Genomic DNA, 16960 nt, shown 5'->3' on the forward strand with positions numbered 1-16960 from the left:
TTTCCGGACGTAAAGCGAAGCAGTCCGGAAACCCTGCCCCGGAGGCCCGTCACCGCACCCGACACCCACCCGCCCGCCGCAGGCGCAACGGCGAGGAACGTACAAGCATCACCCGCACCCACGCCCCGCGCAGCGGACCCGAAACGACGCGAGCCACCACGGCGGGAAAGCCGAAAACGTGGGAAGAAAGCCAAGCGCAGCCGAAACGTGGGGCGGCTACTTAAGGCGGCACGCCGCCCCCGCCCCCAGCAGCGCCACGACGGCCATCGTCGCGAAGACGGCCACGAACGCCGCGGGCTGCCCCGCCCCGCCGGCCGCCGCACTCGCATGGGTCGCGATCGAACCGCCGCCGAAGGCGACGAAGAGCACACCGCCGACCCCGACGAACGTCACGTTCCCGAGCGCGTCCGCCATCTGCAGGGACGCCGAGTTGCTGCCCGCCTCCTCGGGGCGGGACAGCTTCAGCAGGAGGACGCCGCCGCTGGAGATGTTCAGGCCCATGCCGAAGCCGCCGACCGTCCAGGCCGCCGCGACGACCGCGGCCGGCACGCCGTCGACGAGGGCGAGCGGCACGAGCGCGATGGCCACCGCCAGAAGCACCAGGCCCAGGCCCATCAGCCGTTCCCGGTACGGCTCCAGGCGCGGGCGGCTCTGCACGTACGAACCGAGTGCCCAGGTCAGGCCGCCGCCGGTGAGGGAGAGCCCGGCGAGGGTGGCGGACAGCCCGCGCTGGGTGACCAGCATCAGCGGGATGAAGCTCTCGGCGGCGACCAGGGCTCCGGCGGAGAGTCCGCGCAGCAGCACCACGGTCGGCAGGCCGCGGGCCGCCCGGAACGTGCCGCGGGGCAGCAGTCGTACGAGGGTGGGCGCCAGCAGCGCCAGTCCGGCGGCCGCGGGCAACAGCGCGGCCCAGGACGGATGCTGGCCCGCGTACTGGACCAGGCAGGCGCCGACCGCGACGGCCAGCGCGAGCAGGCAGCGTCGGCTGCCCAGCACCTGCCGTACGCCGCCCGGCGAGCCCGCCCGGTCGCGTGGCAGGGCGCGCAGCGCGGGCAGCATCACCGCGAGCGGCAGGAGTATCAGGGCGGGGATGGCGAGGAACACCCAGCGCCAGCCGAGGTGTTCGGTGACGGTCCCGGCGACCAGCGGGCCGACGATCACCGGCACCACCCAGGCCGCGGAGAACGACGCCATGATCGAGGGGCGCAGCCGCTCGGGGTAGGCGCGCCCGACGACCACGTAGAGCGAGACCACCACCAGCCCGCCGCCGACGCCCTGCACCCCGCGGCCGGCGATGAACATCCCCATGCTCCCGGCGGCACCCGCGACCAGCAGCCCGGCCCCGAAGGCCGCGATCCCGGTGAACAGCGGCCCGAGCGGCCCGCGCCGGTCGCTCCACTCCCCCGCGAGCGCCATCGCGAACAGACTCGCCGTGAAGAACGCGGAGAAGCCGAAGGCGTACAGCCCGATGCCGTCCAGGGCGCGGGCGGCGACCGGCATCGCGGTGTTCACGGCGCTCGCCTCGAAGGCGACGAGCGAGACGACGGAGATGATGCCCAGGGTGAGCGCGCGGTGGGCCCGGCCGAGGATGCCGCCGCCCGGCCCGCCGCTGTCGTCGGCGGGCCGGCCGGCGGCGGTGGTGGTCTCCGCGCCGGGCGGGGCACTGTCGTCGGTGCCGATGCCGTGGTCGTGGGGGCGGTCAGCGGTCATCGGGCCAGCGTAAGGGCCGTACGGCGGCGGTGCCCCTGGCGGAGGGCGGAGATCGGCCCGGTCGCCGGTCCTACGCCGTGGGACCGTCTGCGTCCCGGCACCTCGGGGCAAGCTGGTTGTATGCCGCACTTCCGTACGTACGACGATGCCGAGCTCCACTACCGCGTGCTCGGCCCGGCCGACTCCCCCCTGCCGCCCCTGGTGTGCCTGGCCGGCGGGCCCGGGCGGGACGCCGCGTATCTGGGCGACCTCGGCGGGCTGTCCGCCCACCGGCAGCTGATCCTCCCCGACAGCCGCGGCACCGGCGACTCCCCGGCCGCCGCCGACCCGTCCCGCTATGCCTTCCCGCAGCTCGCCGAGGACCTGGAGGCGCTGCGCCACCATCTGGGCCTGGAGCGGTTCGCGCTGCTCGCGCACGACGCGGGGGCCGCGGTCGCGCAGGCCTACGCGGCGGGCCATCCGCAGCGGCTGACCCGGCTGGTGCTGGTCTGCCCCGGCTCCCGTCTGCAGGGCGAACTCCCCGACGACGCCAAGGAGATCTTCGACGCGCGCCGTCACGAGGAGTGGTGGCCCCAGGCCTCGGAGGCGCTGCGCCGGCTGACCGAGGCGGCCGACCTGAGCGAGGTGCGGGACCTGCTGTTCGCCGCCGCACCGCTGGCCTACGGACACTGGGACGAGCCGCAGCAGGCCCATGCGGCCACGGAGGGCGCCCAGTTGGGACCGGTGCCACGGGCCGGGTTCTGGCAGGGCGTGGACGAGCAGCTGCGCCTGACCCTGCTGGCGGGGCTGCGGGAGCTGGCCTGCCCCGTACTGGTGGTGACCGGGGACCGGGACGCCGTGACCGGCATGCGGGCGGGCGAGCTGGTGGCCGAGTCCTTCCCGGACGCCCGCGTACACCCGCTCCCCGGCGTGGGCCACTACCCGTGGGTCGACGAACCGGACACCTTCGCCCCGCTGGTGGAGGGCTTCCTGCACACGGCCTGAGGCACCGGCCGGGACGCCCCCGCGACACCCGGCCACCGGAAGCGCCGCAGGTTCCCTGACGACCGCGACCGGTCCGCCATGAACCCCGTATTGCCCCGTGTTTCCCCGCGTTGCGTCCTCATGGCAACCCGCCCCGCACCCTTGCCGCACGCCCCGCCCCGCGGCCTACAGTCGGAACAGCACCACACACCCGGCCGTGTGCCCGAGTGGTTCAGGGGCTCGCCTGCAAAGCGAGTGACGCGGGTTCGAATCCCGCCACGGCCTCCAGGTACCGCAGGTTCCCGCGTCGTCATGCGAGGACGGCGGACGTGCTCCGGAGGCGGCCCCAACTCTGTGGGGACCGCCTCCGGGTGTGCTCGGTGTCTATGGGGCCCGCTTCTTCCGGTGCCCCCTGGGTGCCCTTACTGCTGCACCACCTGTGCCACCGCCGCCTGGGGGCGGATCGGGAGGCGGCCGATGGGGCGGCCGGTGGCGGCGCGGACGGCGGAGGCCACGGCGGCGGGGGCGGTGACCACCGGGACCGCGCTGGCGGGCTTGGCGCCGAAGGGGGCGATCACGTCGCGCTCCTCGACCAGCTTGACGATCCGGATCTCCGGGGCGTCCAGGGCGGTCGGCAGCGCGTAGCCGGTCAGGTCGGGGTGGCGGACCTGGCCGCGGGTGGTGCGGAGGTTCTCCATCAGGGCGGCGCCCATGCCCTGGGTGACCCCGGCCTCGATACGGGCCCGCAGCTGGCGGGGGTTGAGCACCCGGCCCACGTCCTGGGCGACGGTCATCTCCACCACCCGGACGGTGCCGAGTTCGATGTCGACGTCGGCCACGCAGCGGATCGCGCAGAAGGCGAGGCCGACGAACGCGTCGCCCTGGCCGTACTCGTCCAGCGGCTCGGTCGGGTGCGGCCGGCACTGGGCGGTGGCCCACAGCTCCTTGCCGTCCAGCGCCTCGGCGACGGTGGTGCTGAGCACCCCGTCGTACGAGGTGATCTTGCCGTCGTTGATCTGGAGCAGCTCGGTGGACATCCCGAACTTGTGGGCCAGCGGCTGGAGAAGCTGGGTGCGGACCATCTTGGCGGCCCGCTCGACGGCACCGCCGGAGACCCAGGTGTGCCGCCCGTGGCAGGCCGCTCCGGCCGGCGGCTGGTCGGTGTCGACGCCCGCGACGTGCACCTCCTCGACACCGAGCGTCTCCTGCACGATCTGCCGCGCCAGGGTGGAGAACCCCGAACCGGTCTCGACGGCGGCGCAGATGACGGTGGCGACCGAGCCGCTGACCTTGACGGTCGCGGTGGAGACCTCGTCGGTGCCCTCCGCGCCGAGCATGTGCACCATGCCCAGCCCGTAGCCGACACCGCGGCGCACCGCGCCCGGCTCCCCCGCGCCCTCGGGTCCGCCCGGCAGCAGCCACTCCGCTTCGGGCGCGTCCTTGGGCAGCTCGGGCAGCGGCGCCTCCTTGACGGCGTCCAGGAGTTCGGCGACCGGGGCGGGGCAGGTCACGGTCTGCCCGGTGGGCAGCAGGTCGCCGGTGGCCATGACGTTGCGCAGCCGCAGCTCGTCGGGCTCCAGGCCCAGCCGGGCGGCCAGCTTGTCCATTTGGCCCTCGTAGGCGGCGCAGACCTGCATCGCGCCCTCGCCGCGTACGTGGCCGGACGGCGGGTTGTTGGTGCGCACCGCCCAGCCGTCGACGACCGCGTGCGGGACGACGTACGGGCCGCAGGAGAACGAGACGGCGGCGGCGAGCGCGTCGGCCGAGGTGTCGGCGTAGGCGCCGGCGTCCATGAGGATCTGCGCCTCGACCTTCACCAGCTTGCCGTCGGCGTCCGCGTGGTGGCGGTAGCGCAGCAGCGTGGGGTGGCGGTGGGCGTGCGAGAGGAAGGACTCCTCGCGGGTGGCGGCGAGCTTGACGGGGCAGCCCGTACGCAGCGCCAGCAGGCCCAGCGAGAGCTGGATGCCGGGGTCCTCGCGGTCGGCGGTGGCACCGGGCACGCCGGTCACCACGACCTTGACCTGCTCCGGCGCGAGGCCGAAGGAGGCGGCGGCCAGGTCGCGGTCGGTGTGCGGGTCCGTGGAGGCGGTGTAGATCTCCACCCCGCCGTCGGGGCGCGGCACCGCGAGCCCGGCCTCGGCCCCGATGGGCGCCGGGTCCTGCCGGCCGATCCGGTAGAGCCCCTCGACCATCACCTCGCCGAGGGCCTCGGCGTCGCCGAAGCGGAGCGGGATGTGCCGGATGAGGTTGCCGTCCGGGTGCAACGGCTCGGCCTCGAAGGCCAGTTGGGGGTCGGTGACCGCGTCGAGGATCTCGTACTCGACGGCGATGGCGGCGGCGGCCAGCCGTGCCGCGTCGGGGTGCTCGGCGGCCACCGCGGCGATCGGCTCGCCGTGGTGGCGGACCTCGTCCTTGGCGAAGACCGGGCGGTCGGCGGTGCCCCGGCCGTGCCCCGCGTCACCGGGCACGTCCTCGTGGGTGACGACGACGCGCACGCCCGGCATCTCCGCCGCCTGCTTGGTGTCGATGGACAGGATGCGCGCGCGGGGGTGCGGCGAGCGCAGCACCGCGGCCCACAACAGCCCCTCGGCCCACAGGTCGGCGGCGTACGGGAAGGTGCCCTCGGTCTTCGCCGACGCGTCGGCGGGCGGCAGCGAGACGCCCAGGCCGTGCGGCGGCGGCTCGTCCGGGACCGGGACGCCCGCCGCGGGGGTCGCGGTGGCGGTGGCGGTGCCTGCGCCGTCGGACGTACCACTCATGCCGAAACCTCGCTTCGCCCTGCCCCGCCTTCGCTCAGCGCGCACCGCTCCCCGGTGCCCCGCCGGCCTCCGGCCGGGGTGACCCCCGTGCTGCGCTTGCTCATGCGGAGCCTCCCGTGTGCCGGTCCTGGTCGTGCGGGGCGTGGCCCGTCTCGTCGGCGGGGCCCGCCTGGTGGGGAATGCGGGCGGTGTCCGCGGGCGCCGCACCGTCCGGCGCGTCCGCGGGCGCGCCGGACGCCTCAGCGGTGTCCGCACGGCCCTTGACGACCTCGTCGACGGCGTCGAGCACGGCCCGGTAGCCGGAGCAGCGGCAGAGGTTGCCGCACAGCGCCTTGCGGGTCTCCAGCTCACTGGGGGCGTGGTTGCCCTCCAGGAGGTCGTGGACGGTCATCGCCATCCCCGGTACGCAGAAGCCGCACTGCACCGCACCGGAGGCCGCGAGCGCGCGCTGCACGTCGGAGGGCACGCCGTTCTCGGCGAGCCCCTCGACGGTGCGGACCTCGCTGCCCGCCGTGGTGGCCGCGGGCACCAGGCAGGACGCCACCAGCCGGCCGTCCACCTGGACGGAACAGGCCCCGCACTCGCCCTGCGAGCAGCCGTCCTTGGCGCCGGCCAGGCCGAGCCGTTCGCGCAGCACGTAGAGCAGCGACTCGCCGATCCAGGCGTCGGTGACCGGCCGGTCGATGCCGTTGACGCGCAGCACGTAGGAGGCGGCGGGGTGTTCGTCGTGGTCGTCGGCGCCGGCGTCGGCCGCCAGGTCGGAGGTGCGCGCGGCGGCGGCGAGCCCGTCGACGAGGCCGGTGGGGTCCTCGGCGGCCGCTTCGGCCGCGTCGGCTCCCGTGGGGTCCGCAGTGGCGGGGTGCGTGCCGTCGGGGGAACCGGCGGAGCCGGTGGTGTCGTTGGCGGGGTCGTGCGGTTCGGGGGACTCGGGCCCGGCCGTGGCGTCCGCGGGTCCGGCCGGGGCGGTGGTGTCCGCGGGCTCGCCGGCTGCGGGGTGCGTGCCGGGCTCGGTGCGTACGGGCTCCGCGGGGGCCGTGGGCTCCGCGGGGTCCGTGGGAGCGTCCGCCGTTCCGTCGGCCTCCGGGGCGGCGGGCGAGACGGGCGCCGGGTGTCCGGCCGCGTCGGCGTGCGTGAACACGCCGGAGTGCTCCTGCTGTTCGCCCTCGGCCGCCGGGACGGTCCAGCCGTGCCCGCCGGTCGCGTCCGCCGCCGCGCCGGGACGGTCCGCCGCCTCCGGCCGGTGCGGCACCTCGTCGTGCGGCGGCTGCGCCGTCTCCGTGGCCGGCGGCCACTGGGCGAGCGCGTCGGCGGGCAGCGACCAGTGGCCGGTCGCGTCGCCGGCGCCGGTGTCCCGGCCGCCCGTGGCGTAGGGGTCACCGGCCGACGGGCCGCCGTCTGCGGGCAGTTCGCCGCCCGGCCCGGCGTGGTGGCCCGGCAGACCGCTCTCGTGCGCGTACGGGGCGCCCGCGGGGCCGCCGAAGGGGTCATGGGCCGCGCCGCCGTGTGCGGCCTCCTGCGGCTCTCCTGGGTGCGTCGCGGGCGCGGCGGCGGCGCTCGGTCCGGCGGTGAAGTTCCAGTGCCCGGTGTGGGCGGCCCCGCCGGCGTCCGCCGGGTTCCCGGCGTCGCCGTACGCACCGGCGTCCTGGTAGCCGCCGTGGTACTCGGCGGTGACGTCGTGCCCCGTAAGACCCTGATGATCCGTAAGGCCCTGATACCCCGGATGGCCGGAATGGCCGGGGAGGCCCGGGTGGCCGCCCGTAAGTCCCGTATGGCCCGTCAGACCGTCCTCGCCGACCAGGTACTCGCCGGATTCCTCCAGGCCGTCGTCCGCCGCGGCGGGGACCGACCAGGACCCGGCGGCGCCCGCCTCCGGGCTGCCCGCCACGGGCCAGTCCACGGCGGCGCCGCCCCAGTGCCGGCCGGCCTCGGGCGCGCCGCCCTGGTAGCCGGCGGACGGGTCGTGGTGCGGCGTGTGCTCCGTCCGGGCCGGGTAGGCCGCGGCCGGGTCCGCGTAACCGCCCGGGGAGTCCGCGAACGGCATCGTCCACTGGGCGGTGGACGCCGGGTCGGCGCCCGGGTCGTCCATCGGGGTGGCGGGGTGCGAACTGAACGAGGACGGCGGGGTGTAGCCGTGGCCGGGCGCGGCGAGCGGCTCGGGGCCCGGGGTGTTGTACCGGGGCGACCCACCGCCGTAGGCCCCGGTGGTGAAGCCCTCCGGGAGCTGGACGAAGGCGGTCGCCTCCGACTCGTACTCGCCGCCCTGCGGCAGCGGCTGCCAGCCCTGCTCGGGGTGCGGCTGGTACGGGTGGCGGTTGTCTGCGTCGCTCATGCCGAGCCCTCGCTTCGCTCGGCCTCGCAGTCGCGAGGCGCGCACCTTTCGCTGACGATCCCCCGGCCCGCGGCCGGGAGGACCCGCACGCTGCGCTCGCTCATGAGAGCGCCCTCCCCAGTGCGCGGCGGGCCAGGGCTGCCACCGTACGGCGCAGATGCAGGGCGGCCGGCGGCAGGGTGGCCGGTTCCGAACCGTCCTCGGGCGGGGCCGGGTCCGGGATGCAGGCGGCGGCGACATAGTCGCCGAAGGCCGTCAGCGCCTCGGGAACCAGGCCGCGTTCGCCGTCCCAGTCGATGAGCGAGGCCACCCACTGCTCGGCCTCCAGGGGGCGCAGCGGCATGGCGGCGACCGCGCCCACCGCGCAGCGCACGCCGCGCCTGGCCGGGTCCAGGACGAGCGCGACCGAGGCGGTGGCGCGGCCGGGGCCGGTGCGGCCGGTCGCCTTGAGGAAGGTCTGCGGGGCGTGCAGCAGCGGCACCCGTACGAAGCCGACGAGTTCGCCGGGGCTCAGCATCTCCCGGCCGGCCAGCAGGTGGCTGACCGGGATCTCGCGGCGGCCGCCCCCGGGGCCGGCGATGATCACCGTGGCTTCGAGGGCGGCGAGCACCGGGAGGGTGTCGCCCGTGGGCGCGGAGGTCACGATGTTGCCGCCGAGGGTGCCGGCGTTGCGGACCTGCGGCGGGCCGGCCGCGCGGGCGGCGGCGGCGAGACCCGGGATCAGGGCGGCGAAGTCGGGGCGTCCCATACGGGCGAGGGTGAGGCCGGCGCCGAGCAGCGCATGGCCGTCCAGGTACTGCCAGCCGCGGATCTCGCTGATCCGGTTGAGACCCACCAGGGCTGCGGGTCTGAGGTGTCCGGCGTTGACCGCCGCCATGAGATCGGTGCCACCCGCGACGGGCACGGCGGCGGGCATGGCGGTGAGCGCCGCCACCGCCTCGTCGAGCGAGGCCGGCAACGTCACCGTGTGCGACGCGTGCGGTGCGTGCGTGGTCAAGCCAGCTGCCCCTTCCCCGGTGTCCCGGCAGTTCCGCTCCGCCGTACGGTACGTGCTCACGGCCCGGACGTGGCAACTCTGGCACATCTTCCCGGACCCTCGGCGCGAGGGTCCGCGAAGCGGCGCTCCGCCCCGGACGGACCGCCGTCCGTTTCGTCCGGCACTGCGGTGCGGAGGGGGAACCGCCGTACCGCACCACGGTCCCAGGGTCCGGCCGGGCGGGCGCCGTCCTTGCCCCCGGGCTCACACGTTTGGGGGCGCCCCGTCGATCGGGCGTCCGAGCACCCCGGGGCGTTTCTGCCACGGGAGGGGGCCGCCGGGCGGGCGGTAGCCGACGCCGAGGGCGTCGAGCCGGGTGTAGTGGACGGCCATCCGCCGGGTGAAGTCCTGGTAGTCGCGCTCGGCGGGGGCGGGCAGCCGGGACCAGGCGACCTCGGCGAAGGCGGCCAGCCGCGGAAAGACCTGGTAGTCGAGGCGCTGCTGACTGTCCATGACCTCGGTCCAGACGTTCGCCTGGGTGCCCAGGACGTGCGCGGCCTGCTCGGGCGTGAGCTCCGTCGGTACCGGCTCGAAGCGGTAGACGTCCTCCAGGGTCCGTACGAAGCCGATCGGCACCGGCTCGTCCGGGGAGGGGTGTTGACGGTGGTCGAGGTACACCTGCTGTTCGGGACACATGACGACGTCATGGCCGGATTTCGCGGCTGCGACACCGCCCGCGCGGCCGCGCCAGGAGGCGACGGCGGCGCCCTCGGCCAGGCCGCCCTCCAGGATCTCGTCCCAGCCGATCAGGCGGCGGCCGCGGGCGGTGAGCCAGCGGTCGAAGTGCCGGATGAACCAGCTCTGCAGCCCGTCCTCGCCGGCCAGGGACAGCTCGGCGATCCGCGCCTGCGCGGTGGCGGAGGCGCGCCACTGGTCCTTGGGGCACTCGTCGCCGCCGATGTGCACGAACGGCGAGGGGAAGAGCGCGAGGACCTCGTCGAGGACGTGCTCGTAGAACCGCAGGGTGTTGTCGGTGGGCGCCAGTACGTTGGGGCTGACGCCCCAGGTGTCCCAGACCTTCAGGGAGGTGGTGTCGACGACGTCGGTGTTGCCGAGTGCGGGGTACGCGGCGATGGCGGCCTGCGAGTGTCCGGGGATGTCGATCTCGGGGACGACGGTGATGTGCCGCTGGGCGGCGTAGGCGACGATCTCGCGGATGTCGTCCTGGGTGTAGTAGCCGCCGTGCGGGCGTTCGTCCCACAACGGTGAGGCCCGGTGCCCGAGTTTGGTGCGCTCCCGCCAGGCGCCGGTCCCGGTCAGCTTCGGGTAGCGCCTGATCTCGATCCGCCAGCCCTGGTCGTCGGTGAGGTGGAGGTGCAGGACGTTGAGCTTGTGGGCGGCGAGCAGGTCGAGGCAGCGCAGCACCCCGTCCTTGGGCAGGAAGTGCCGGGCGACGTCGAGCAGCATGCCGCGCCAGCCGAAGCGGGGCGCGTCCTCGACGGTCAGCGGCGGCAGGACCGGCTCATGCCCCGGTGCGAGCGGCGCCCGGCGGAAGGCCTGCGGGCCGAGGAGCTGCCGCAGCGTCTGCGCTCCCCAGAAGACGCCGGCCGGACCGCCGCCGGCGATCCGTACGCCCCGGCGGGCGTCGGCCGCCAGCCGGTAGCCCTCCGGGGGCAGGGCCGGGTCCAGGCCGAGGGCGAGGGTGTGCGCCGCCGGGCCGGGGCCGGGCGGCAGCGGCAGGCCGAAGGCCTCGCCGAGGGTGGCCCGCAGCCAGCGCGCGGTGCCCTCGGCGCCGGGCCCGGCCGCCAACGCGGTGTCCTGGCCCAGGCGTACGGTGCCGCGCCCCGGCCCGTCGATGCTCAGCGGCGCCGGGATCAGGCCGCCGCCCGGTGCCGTGGGGGTGGGGTCCGTGTCGGGCATGCCGTCCGTCCTTCACCGAGCCGAAGGCCCGGCCGGCCCAGGGGCGTTCCGGCCGGTACGCGTACACAGCGGAGCGGACCGGCGCGGGGCCGGCCGTCACGGGCGATGCTGCCACGGTCCCGCGCCGTACGGGCCGGAACGGCGGGCGGAGGACGGCGGGGCGCGGGGCGGGACGGGGCGCCCTGGTGGTGCGGGCGGAGCGGACCGGCCCACGGAGCGGGCGGGGGCGGGGCGCCGCGTACGGCGCAATTCCGGCGGAGAGGCGGGACGTTGTGCGCCGGGTACGCGGACGGGCCCGGGCCGCGAGGGACCCGGGCCCGTACCCGAGGCGGGGCGCCGTCACCGCGGGACGACGCCGGTGTCCTGCGGCTCTCCGGCTTCGGGGGGCGTTCAGGGGCTGAGCGTGGGCGGGCGCCGCTGAGCAACTGCGGCGCGACCGGCCGCCGTGCCCGTGCACCGGCGGACCGGCAGGCCGTCCCGGCGGGGGACGGCCCGTGGCGGCTGCCGGCGGCTACTTCTTGCCGCTGTCCTTGCCGCCCTTGTCCTTGTCGCCACCGGCGCCCATGGACTCGAAGATCTCCTTGCACATGGGGCAGACCGGGTACTTCTTCGGGTCGCGCCCCGGTACCCAGACCTTGCCGCACAGCGCCACGACGGGGGTGCCGTCGAGCGCGCTCGCCATGATCTTGTCTTTCTGGACATAGTGGGCGAAGCGCTCGTGGTCGCCGTCGCCGTGCGACACCTGCGGTGTCGGCTCTACGAGGGTCCCCGTACCTGCCCCGCGCTCGGGCTCAACAGTGCTCATAACAGCCAAGGGTACTCACGCGCGCGACAACCCGGGAGCCTCGGCCCACCGCCGGGTGAAGCACCGGAGCCACCGCCGCCACCCGGCGGCCGCCCCGGGCAGCACGCACGGCTCCGGGTCCGCCCCGCGCCCCCGCGACCGCTACGAGGCCACCGCCATCCCGTCCCGCTCCCCGGCCGTCAGCCCCAGCTCCGTGGCGAAGGCCAGGGCGGCGTCCGGCCGGACCTCGTACCAGGCGTCCGGGCCGCAGACCGTGTCGAGCAGAGTGGCGACGTCCTGCGCGCGGACCGTGCGGGACTCGGCGGCGGCGAGGAAGGCGCGCACCGCGCCCACGGCGTCGACCTCGGTCTCCGTGAGCGCCACGAGGTCCTCGGCGATCTTCCTGATGGCGTCGTCACCGGGCGCCACCCAGCTCATGGCCGTCTCCAGGCCGTCGTCCGGCATCTTCTCGGGGTACGGGGCGCGGCCCCAGGCACCGTCCTGCCACCAGTAGACGAAGCCGAAGAGATTGCCGTCGGCGTCCTCCCGGAGGTCCGCCCAGGGCAGCCACTCGGGACCGTCGGCGAGGAAGTCGATGCGGCGGCCTCCGCTGTGCGTGTGACTGCCGTCGGAGTCCTGCCCGCACAGCAGGGCCCGGCCGTCCTCGAACATCTTCAGCCGCCACCAGTAGCTGCCGCCGACGTTCCAGCACTGCAAGCCCTGGTCGCTCCAGGAGAATTCGTCGGCGTCGTCCACGGCGGCCGCCACTACCGCCAGCGTCGCGGCGCGCGCCCACAGGCGCTCCGGGTGGTCCAGATCCTCGGGCACGCTCGGCCTGTGCATGGCCTCTCCCCGTGTGTCCAGCACGGCCCCGCCGACGCGGCCGCGCACCGTCCCCTGTCATCCCGCACCTTAGCGACGGGGTCTGACAATTCCCCATGACGAAGCCGTCACAATAATCAAGTCGTCAACAAAATTTGGCCGAGGGTGTACCTGCCACCCAGAGCCGAAGGAATCAGTTCCAGCCAGTCTTCCCGGCGGCCTCAGCCAGACCGCACGGCACCTCCGGTCGCCCCGCGGCCGCGCGCCCCGGCAACCGTCAGTTCAGCGACGGATCGTCCGGATACGTGGCCACCATCGCCAGTTCGTTGCGCTGCCGCCGCAGCACCGCGCGCCACAGCTGCTCCGGGTCGGGCGAGGAGACGTCGCCGGGCTCCGACTCGACCACGTACCAGGCGCCCTCGACCAGCTCGTCCTCCAGCTGGCCCGGCCCCCAGCCCGCGTAGCCGGCGAAGATCCGCAGGCTGCCGAGCACCGCCGCGAGCAGTTCCGGCGGGGCCTCCAGGTCGACCAGTCCGATCGCCCCGTGCACCCTGCGCCAGCCCAGCGGTTCGTCACCCGACTGCACGCCCGCCCGGTCCGCGGCCGGTGCCCCGGCCGGCGTCGCGCCGTCGCCGTGGGAGAGGGCGCCGCTGTCCACCGACGGGATGCCGCCCTCGCCGGACATCCCGCCCGGCACCACGGCCACCCCGAGCGCCGAGTCCAGCGACACCGGCCCGCCCTGGAAGACCACCCCCGGCTCGCCGGTCAGAGCGGCCCAGGGCGCGAGGATGTCCGCGACGCCCACCGGGGTGGGACGGTTCAGGACCACGCCGAGGGAGCCCTCCTCGTCATGGTCGAGGAGCAGCACCACCGCGCGGTCGAAGTTCGGATCGGCGAGCGCGGGTGTCGCGACGAGCAGCCGCCCTGTGAGCGAGGACACCTCGGTCATGGCCACATGATCCCGCACTTCTGCCCGGAGCGGGGAGTCGACGCCGGGACCCGTGCGAGAGCAGGGCAGGGCGTACGGCGGCAGCACCGGCGCACGACCTCGGCGCCGGACCGCCCATTGCGGACAATCTCCGGCAATTACCCCAAAGGGCGATTACGAATCAAAGGCGGATCGTAGCGGAGCGTGTTGTGACAAAGCCATTACACGTTCAAAGCCTGCACGGGCCTACGGACACACCCGCCGCCGCCCTTACCATTTCAGCTTGGCCCCTGCCCGTCTCCAGGAACGCGAGATCCATGACCGTCTCTACTGACGACGTACTGCTTGTCCACGGCGGCACCCCGCTCGAGGGCGAGATCCGGGTTCGCGGCGCGAAGAACCTTGTGCCCAAGGCCATGGTCGCCGCCCTCCTCGGGAGCGGCCCCAGCCGACTGCGCAACGTGCCCGACATCCGCGACGTACGCGTGGTGCGCGGGCTGCTGCAGCTGCACGGTGTCACGGTGCGCCCCGGTGACGAGCCGGGTGAGCTGATCCTCGACCCGTCGCGCGTGGAGAGCGCCAACGTCGCGGACATCGACGCGCACGCGGGCTCCTCCCGCATCCCGATCCTGTTCTGCGGCCCGCTGCTGCACCGCCTCGGCCACGCCTTCATCCCGGGCCTGGGCGGCTGCGACATCGGCGGCCGGCCCGTGGACTTCCACTTCGACGTGCTGCGCCAGTTCGGCGCGACGATCGAGAAGCGCGCCGACGGGCAGTATCTGGAGGCCCCGCAGCGACTGCGCGGCACCAAGATCCGGCTGCCCTACCCGTCGGTCGGCTCGACCGAGCAGGTGCTGCTGACCGCCGTGCTGGCCGAGGGCGTCACCGAGCTGTCGAACGCCGCCGTGGAGCCGGAGATCGAGGACCTCATCTGCGTGCTGCAGAAGATGGGCGCGATCATCTCCATGGACACCGACCGGACCATCCGGATCACCGGTGTCGACAAGCTCGACGGCTACACCCACCGCGCCCTCCCGGACCGCCTGGAGGCGGCCTCCTGGGCGTCCGCGGCGCTGGCCACCGAGGGCAACATCTACGTCCGCGGCGCGCAGCAGCGGTCGATGATGACCTTCCTCAACACCTTCCGCAAGGTCGGCGGCGCCTTCCAGATCGAGGACGAGGGCATCCGCTTCTGGCACCCGGGCGGGCTGCTCAACGCCATCGCCCTGGAGACCGACGTCCACCCCGGCTTCCAGACCGACTGGCAGCAGCCGCTGGTCGTCGCGCTGACCCAGGCGTCGGGCCTGTCGATCGTGCACGAGACGGTCTACGAGTCCCGGCTCGGCTTCACCTCCGCGCTCAACCAGATGGGCGCGCACATCCAGCTCTACCGGGAGTGCCTGGGCGGCAGCGCCTGCCGCTTCGGGCAGCGCAACTTCCTGCACTCCGCGGTCGTCTCCGGACCGACCAAGCTGCAGGGCTCCGACCTGGTCATCCCCGACCTGCGCGGCGGCTTCTCGTACCTGATCGCGGCGCTGGCGGCCCAGGGCACCTCCCGGGTGCACGGCATCGACCTGATCAACCGCGGCTACGAGAACTTCATGGAGAAACTCGTGGAGCTCGGCGCCGACGTCGAACTGCCGAACGGCGCACTGCCCAACTGAGCACGGACGGACCGGCTTTACGGCTCCGGCCCCGGCGGCCCCCGCGGCTGCCGGGGCCGCGTGCCGACAACGGGCTTACGGGCACCGTGCGGTGGAGAACCCCACCACACAACTGAGGCGGACCGCATGGTGTCTGCGGCTGCCCGCTCCTACCGTTGCGGCATGTCGATCACACCCCTGCGAAGGGCCCGCCGGACGGCGGCCGCCCTGTCCGTCGCCCTCCTCACCACGCTCCTCCCCGCGGGCACCGCGGCGGCAGCCGCCGTCCCCGCCTCCCGTATGCAGCGGGACGCCGACGCGTTGCGGGACGCCGGCGTCACCGGTGTATCGGCCAGACGGGACACACCCCGCGGGTTACGCACCGTCCGCAGCGGAGTCGGCGCTCTCGGCACCGGACGGCCGGTGCCCGCCGACGGGTACCTGCGGATCGGCAGCACCACCAAGACCTTCGTCGCGACCGTCCTGCTCCAGCTCGCCGGGGAGGGACGGCTGTCGCTGACCGACACCGTGGACACCTGGCTGCCCGGCGTGGTCCGGGGCCACGGGAACGACGGCCGCCGGATCACCCTCGGCCAACTGCTCCGGCACACCAGCGGACTACCCGACTACATCAAGGACGTCGTCCCGGAAGCGGGCGCCGCCGGATACCGCCACCACCGCTGGACCGTCCACACCTCCGGGCAGCGCGTCGCCCTGGCCCTGCGCCACCCGCCGACCTCCCGCCCCGGTGCGCGCTGGGAGTACTCCAACACCAATTACGTCCTCGCCGGCATGGTGATCAGGGCGGTCACGGGCCACTCCTGGGAGCAGGAGGTCCACAGCCGCATTCTGCGTCCGCTGCGCCTGACCCACACCCGCACGCCCGGTAACCAGCCGTTCCTGCCGCGCCCGCACGCCCGCAACTACCAGCAGTTCGCGCCGGACGGGCCGATGACCGACACCACGGTCGCGTACCTCCCCTTCGACGGGGACGCCGACGGTTCGATGATCAGTACGGCGGCGGACACCGGACGGTTCTTCGGCGCGCTGCTGCGGGGGAAGCTGCTGGCCCCCGCCCAGCTCGCTCAGATGCAGCGGACGGTCGACGTCCCCGACGAGCACGGCGATCCCCCGGGTACCCGCGCCGGGCTCGGTCTCGTCTGGACGCCGCTGTCCTGCGGCGGCGGGTACTGGGGACACGGCGGCGCCGGGTTCGGCTATCTGTTCTGGCCCGCCGTGACCCCGGACGGGCGGACCACCCTCACCGTCTCCGCGCACAGCCGCCCCGGGGACCAGGACACCGCCAAGCGCCAGATACGGGGCGTCACCGACCTGACCGACCACGCCCTGTGCGACGGGCGGGACGACGGCCCCCGGTGACCGGAATGCCGCCCGCCGCTGCCGTCTCCCGCATGCGGGAGCGGGCCGGGCCTCGTGCCCGCCCCGTCGTACGGCCGTGACGGCCCCTCAGGCGGCCGCGGACCGGACCGGCTTCCCGATCCACCCCCGCCGGCCGCCCCGGGCGCTACGGGCCGCCTGGCGGACGCGGGCCCGGGGGCCCGGGAAGAGCACGCGAGAAAGCACGCGAAAGGCGGCCACCCCTGGGAGGGATGGCCGCCCTGTCTGCTGTGCTGAGGGTCTTACTTACCCTTGGCGGCTTCCTTGAGCTTGGAGCCCGCGGAGACCTTCACGCTGTAGCCGGCCGGGATCTGGATCGGGTCGCCGGTCTGCGGGTTGCGCGCGGTGCGAGCGGCACGGTGGGTGCGCTCGAAGGTGAGGAAGCCGGGGATGGTGACCTTCTCGTCGCCCTTGGCGACGACCTCGCCGGTCACCTCGGCGAGGGCGGCCAGAACGGCGTCGGCGTCCTTACGGGTCACCTCGGCGCGATCGGCCAGAGCGGCCACCAGCTCACTGCGGTTCATGTTTGTACTCCCGTGTTCTTCTTGCCAATGAGGCGTGAGATCGAAGCCGATGCTGCCAGGGTCCTCGGACAGTCCCCGGACCCGGGTCTGGTGCCAGACCCTCGCGCCCGATTACGCATCCTGCCCCCACCTGCGGCGGTAAAGCCAATCCGGCACCCAGGAGGGTCACACGAAAAGCGCCACTGACTTGCCCGTGGTGACGCT

General features: G+C 74.6%; 12 protein-coding genes and 1 tRNA gene. 4 read left to right on the plus strand and 9 right to left on the minus strand.

Going from position 1 to position 16960, the window contains the following annotated elements:
• Positions 1-216 precede the first annotated feature (216 nt).
• A complete protein-coding gene (locus tag ACGFN2_RS31145; protein WP_393365970.1) occupies positions 217-1710 on the minus strand; it encodes an MFS transporter in 1494 nt (497 codons plus the stop codon).
• Positions 1711-1830: 120 nt separating this feature from the next.
• Between ACGFN2_RS31145 and ACGFN2_RS31150 the strand changes: the two genes are divergently transcribed.
• Together ACGFN2_RS31150 and ACGFN2_RS31155 are read left to right on the plus strand one after the other, a co-directional pair.
• Positions 1831-2694 (plus strand): alpha/beta fold hydrolase, encoded by an 864-nt coding sequence (locus ACGFN2_RS31150; RefSeq protein ID WP_393365972.1) that lies wholly within the window; start codon positions 1831-1833, stop codon positions 2692-2694.
• A gap of 192 nt (positions 2695-2886) precedes the next feature.
• Positions 2887-2961: transfer RNA gene (locus ACGFN2_RS31155), tRNA-Cys, on the plus strand.
• A gap of 134 nt (positions 2962-3095) precedes the next feature.
• On the opposite strand, the gene ACGFN2_RS31160 is transcribed toward ACGFN2_RS31155, so the two are convergent.
• From ACGFN2_RS31160 to ACGFN2_RS31190, 7 genes are all read right to left on the minus strand, one after another.
• A complete protein-coding gene (locus ACGFN2_RS31160) occupies positions 3096-5432 on the minus strand; it encodes a xanthine dehydrogenase family protein molybdopterin-binding subunit (RefSeq protein ID WP_362608601.1) in 2337 nt (778 codons plus the stop codon).
• A 100-nt stretch (positions 5433-5532) separates the two neighbouring features.
• Entirely contained in the window at positions 5533-7761 is a 2229-nt protein-coding gene (locus tag ACGFN2_RS31165; protein ID WP_393365975.1) for a 2Fe-2S iron-sulfur cluster-binding protein, read from the minus strand.
• A gap of 100 nt (positions 7762-7861) precedes the next feature.
• The gene (locus tag ACGFN2_RS31170) at positions 7862-8758 is read right to left on the minus strand and encodes an FAD binding domain-containing protein (RefSeq protein WP_362608604.1); all 897 of its coding nucleotides are present in this window, start codon (positions 8756-8758) and stop codon (positions 7862-7864) included.
• Positions 8759-9001: 243 nt separating this feature from the next.
• Positions 9002-10657, minus strand: coding sequence for a beta-N-acetylhexosaminidase (locus tag ACGFN2_RS31175; RefSeq protein ID WP_393365977.1), 1656 nt, complete (start codon positions 10655-10657; stop codon positions 9002-9004).
• Positions 10658-11168: 511 nt separating this feature from the next.
• A complete protein-coding gene (locus ACGFN2_RS31180; protein WP_393365979.1) occupies positions 11169-11462 on the minus strand; it encodes a DUF3039 domain-containing protein in 294 nt (97 codons plus the stop codon).
• A gap of 141 nt (positions 11463-11603) precedes the next feature.
• Positions 11604-12284 carry a hypothetical protein gene (locus tag ACGFN2_RS31185; RefSeq protein ID WP_362608607.1) on the minus strand — a complete coding sequence of 227 codons (681 nt, stop codon included), beginning with the start codon at positions 12282-12284 and terminating at the stop codon, positions 11604-11606.
• A gap of 256 nt (positions 12285-12540) precedes the next feature.
• Complete coding sequence (locus tag ACGFN2_RS31190; RefSeq protein ID WP_362608608.1) at positions 12541-13212, minus strand: YqgE/AlgH family protein; 672 nt, start codon at positions 13210-13212, stop codon at positions 12541-12543.
• A 296-nt stretch (positions 13213-13508) separates the two neighbouring features.
• Here ACGFN2_RS31190 and murA point away from each other — a divergent pair, with 296 nt between their 5' ends.
• Entirely contained in the window at positions 13509-14855 is a 1347-nt protein-coding gene (murA, locus tag ACGFN2_RS31195; RefSeq protein ID WP_362608610.1) for a UDP-N-acetylglucosamine 1-carboxyvinyltransferase, read from the plus strand.
• Positions 14856-15017: 162 nt separating this feature from the next.
• Positions 15018-16214: a serine hydrolase domain-containing protein gene (locus ACGFN2_RS31200; protein ID WP_393365982.1), complete on the plus strand. Its 1197-nt coding sequence runs from the start codon at positions 15018-15020 to the stop codon at positions 16212-16214.
• Positions 16215-16474: 260 nt separating this feature from the next.
• Here ACGFN2_RS31200 and ACGFN2_RS31205 read toward each other — a convergent pair whose 3' ends face one another.
• On the minus strand, positions 16475-16756 hold the full coding sequence (locus ACGFN2_RS31205) for an HU family DNA-binding protein (RefSeq protein WP_006605312.1): 282 nt from the start codon (positions 16754-16756) through the stop codon (positions 16475-16477).
• Between the last annotated feature and the right edge of the window lie 204 nt (positions 16757-16960).

This window comes from Streptomyces sp. NPDC048612, assembly GCF_043199295.1.
Lineage (GTDB): Bacteria > Actinomycetota > Actinomycetes > Streptomycetales > Streptomycetaceae > Streptomyces.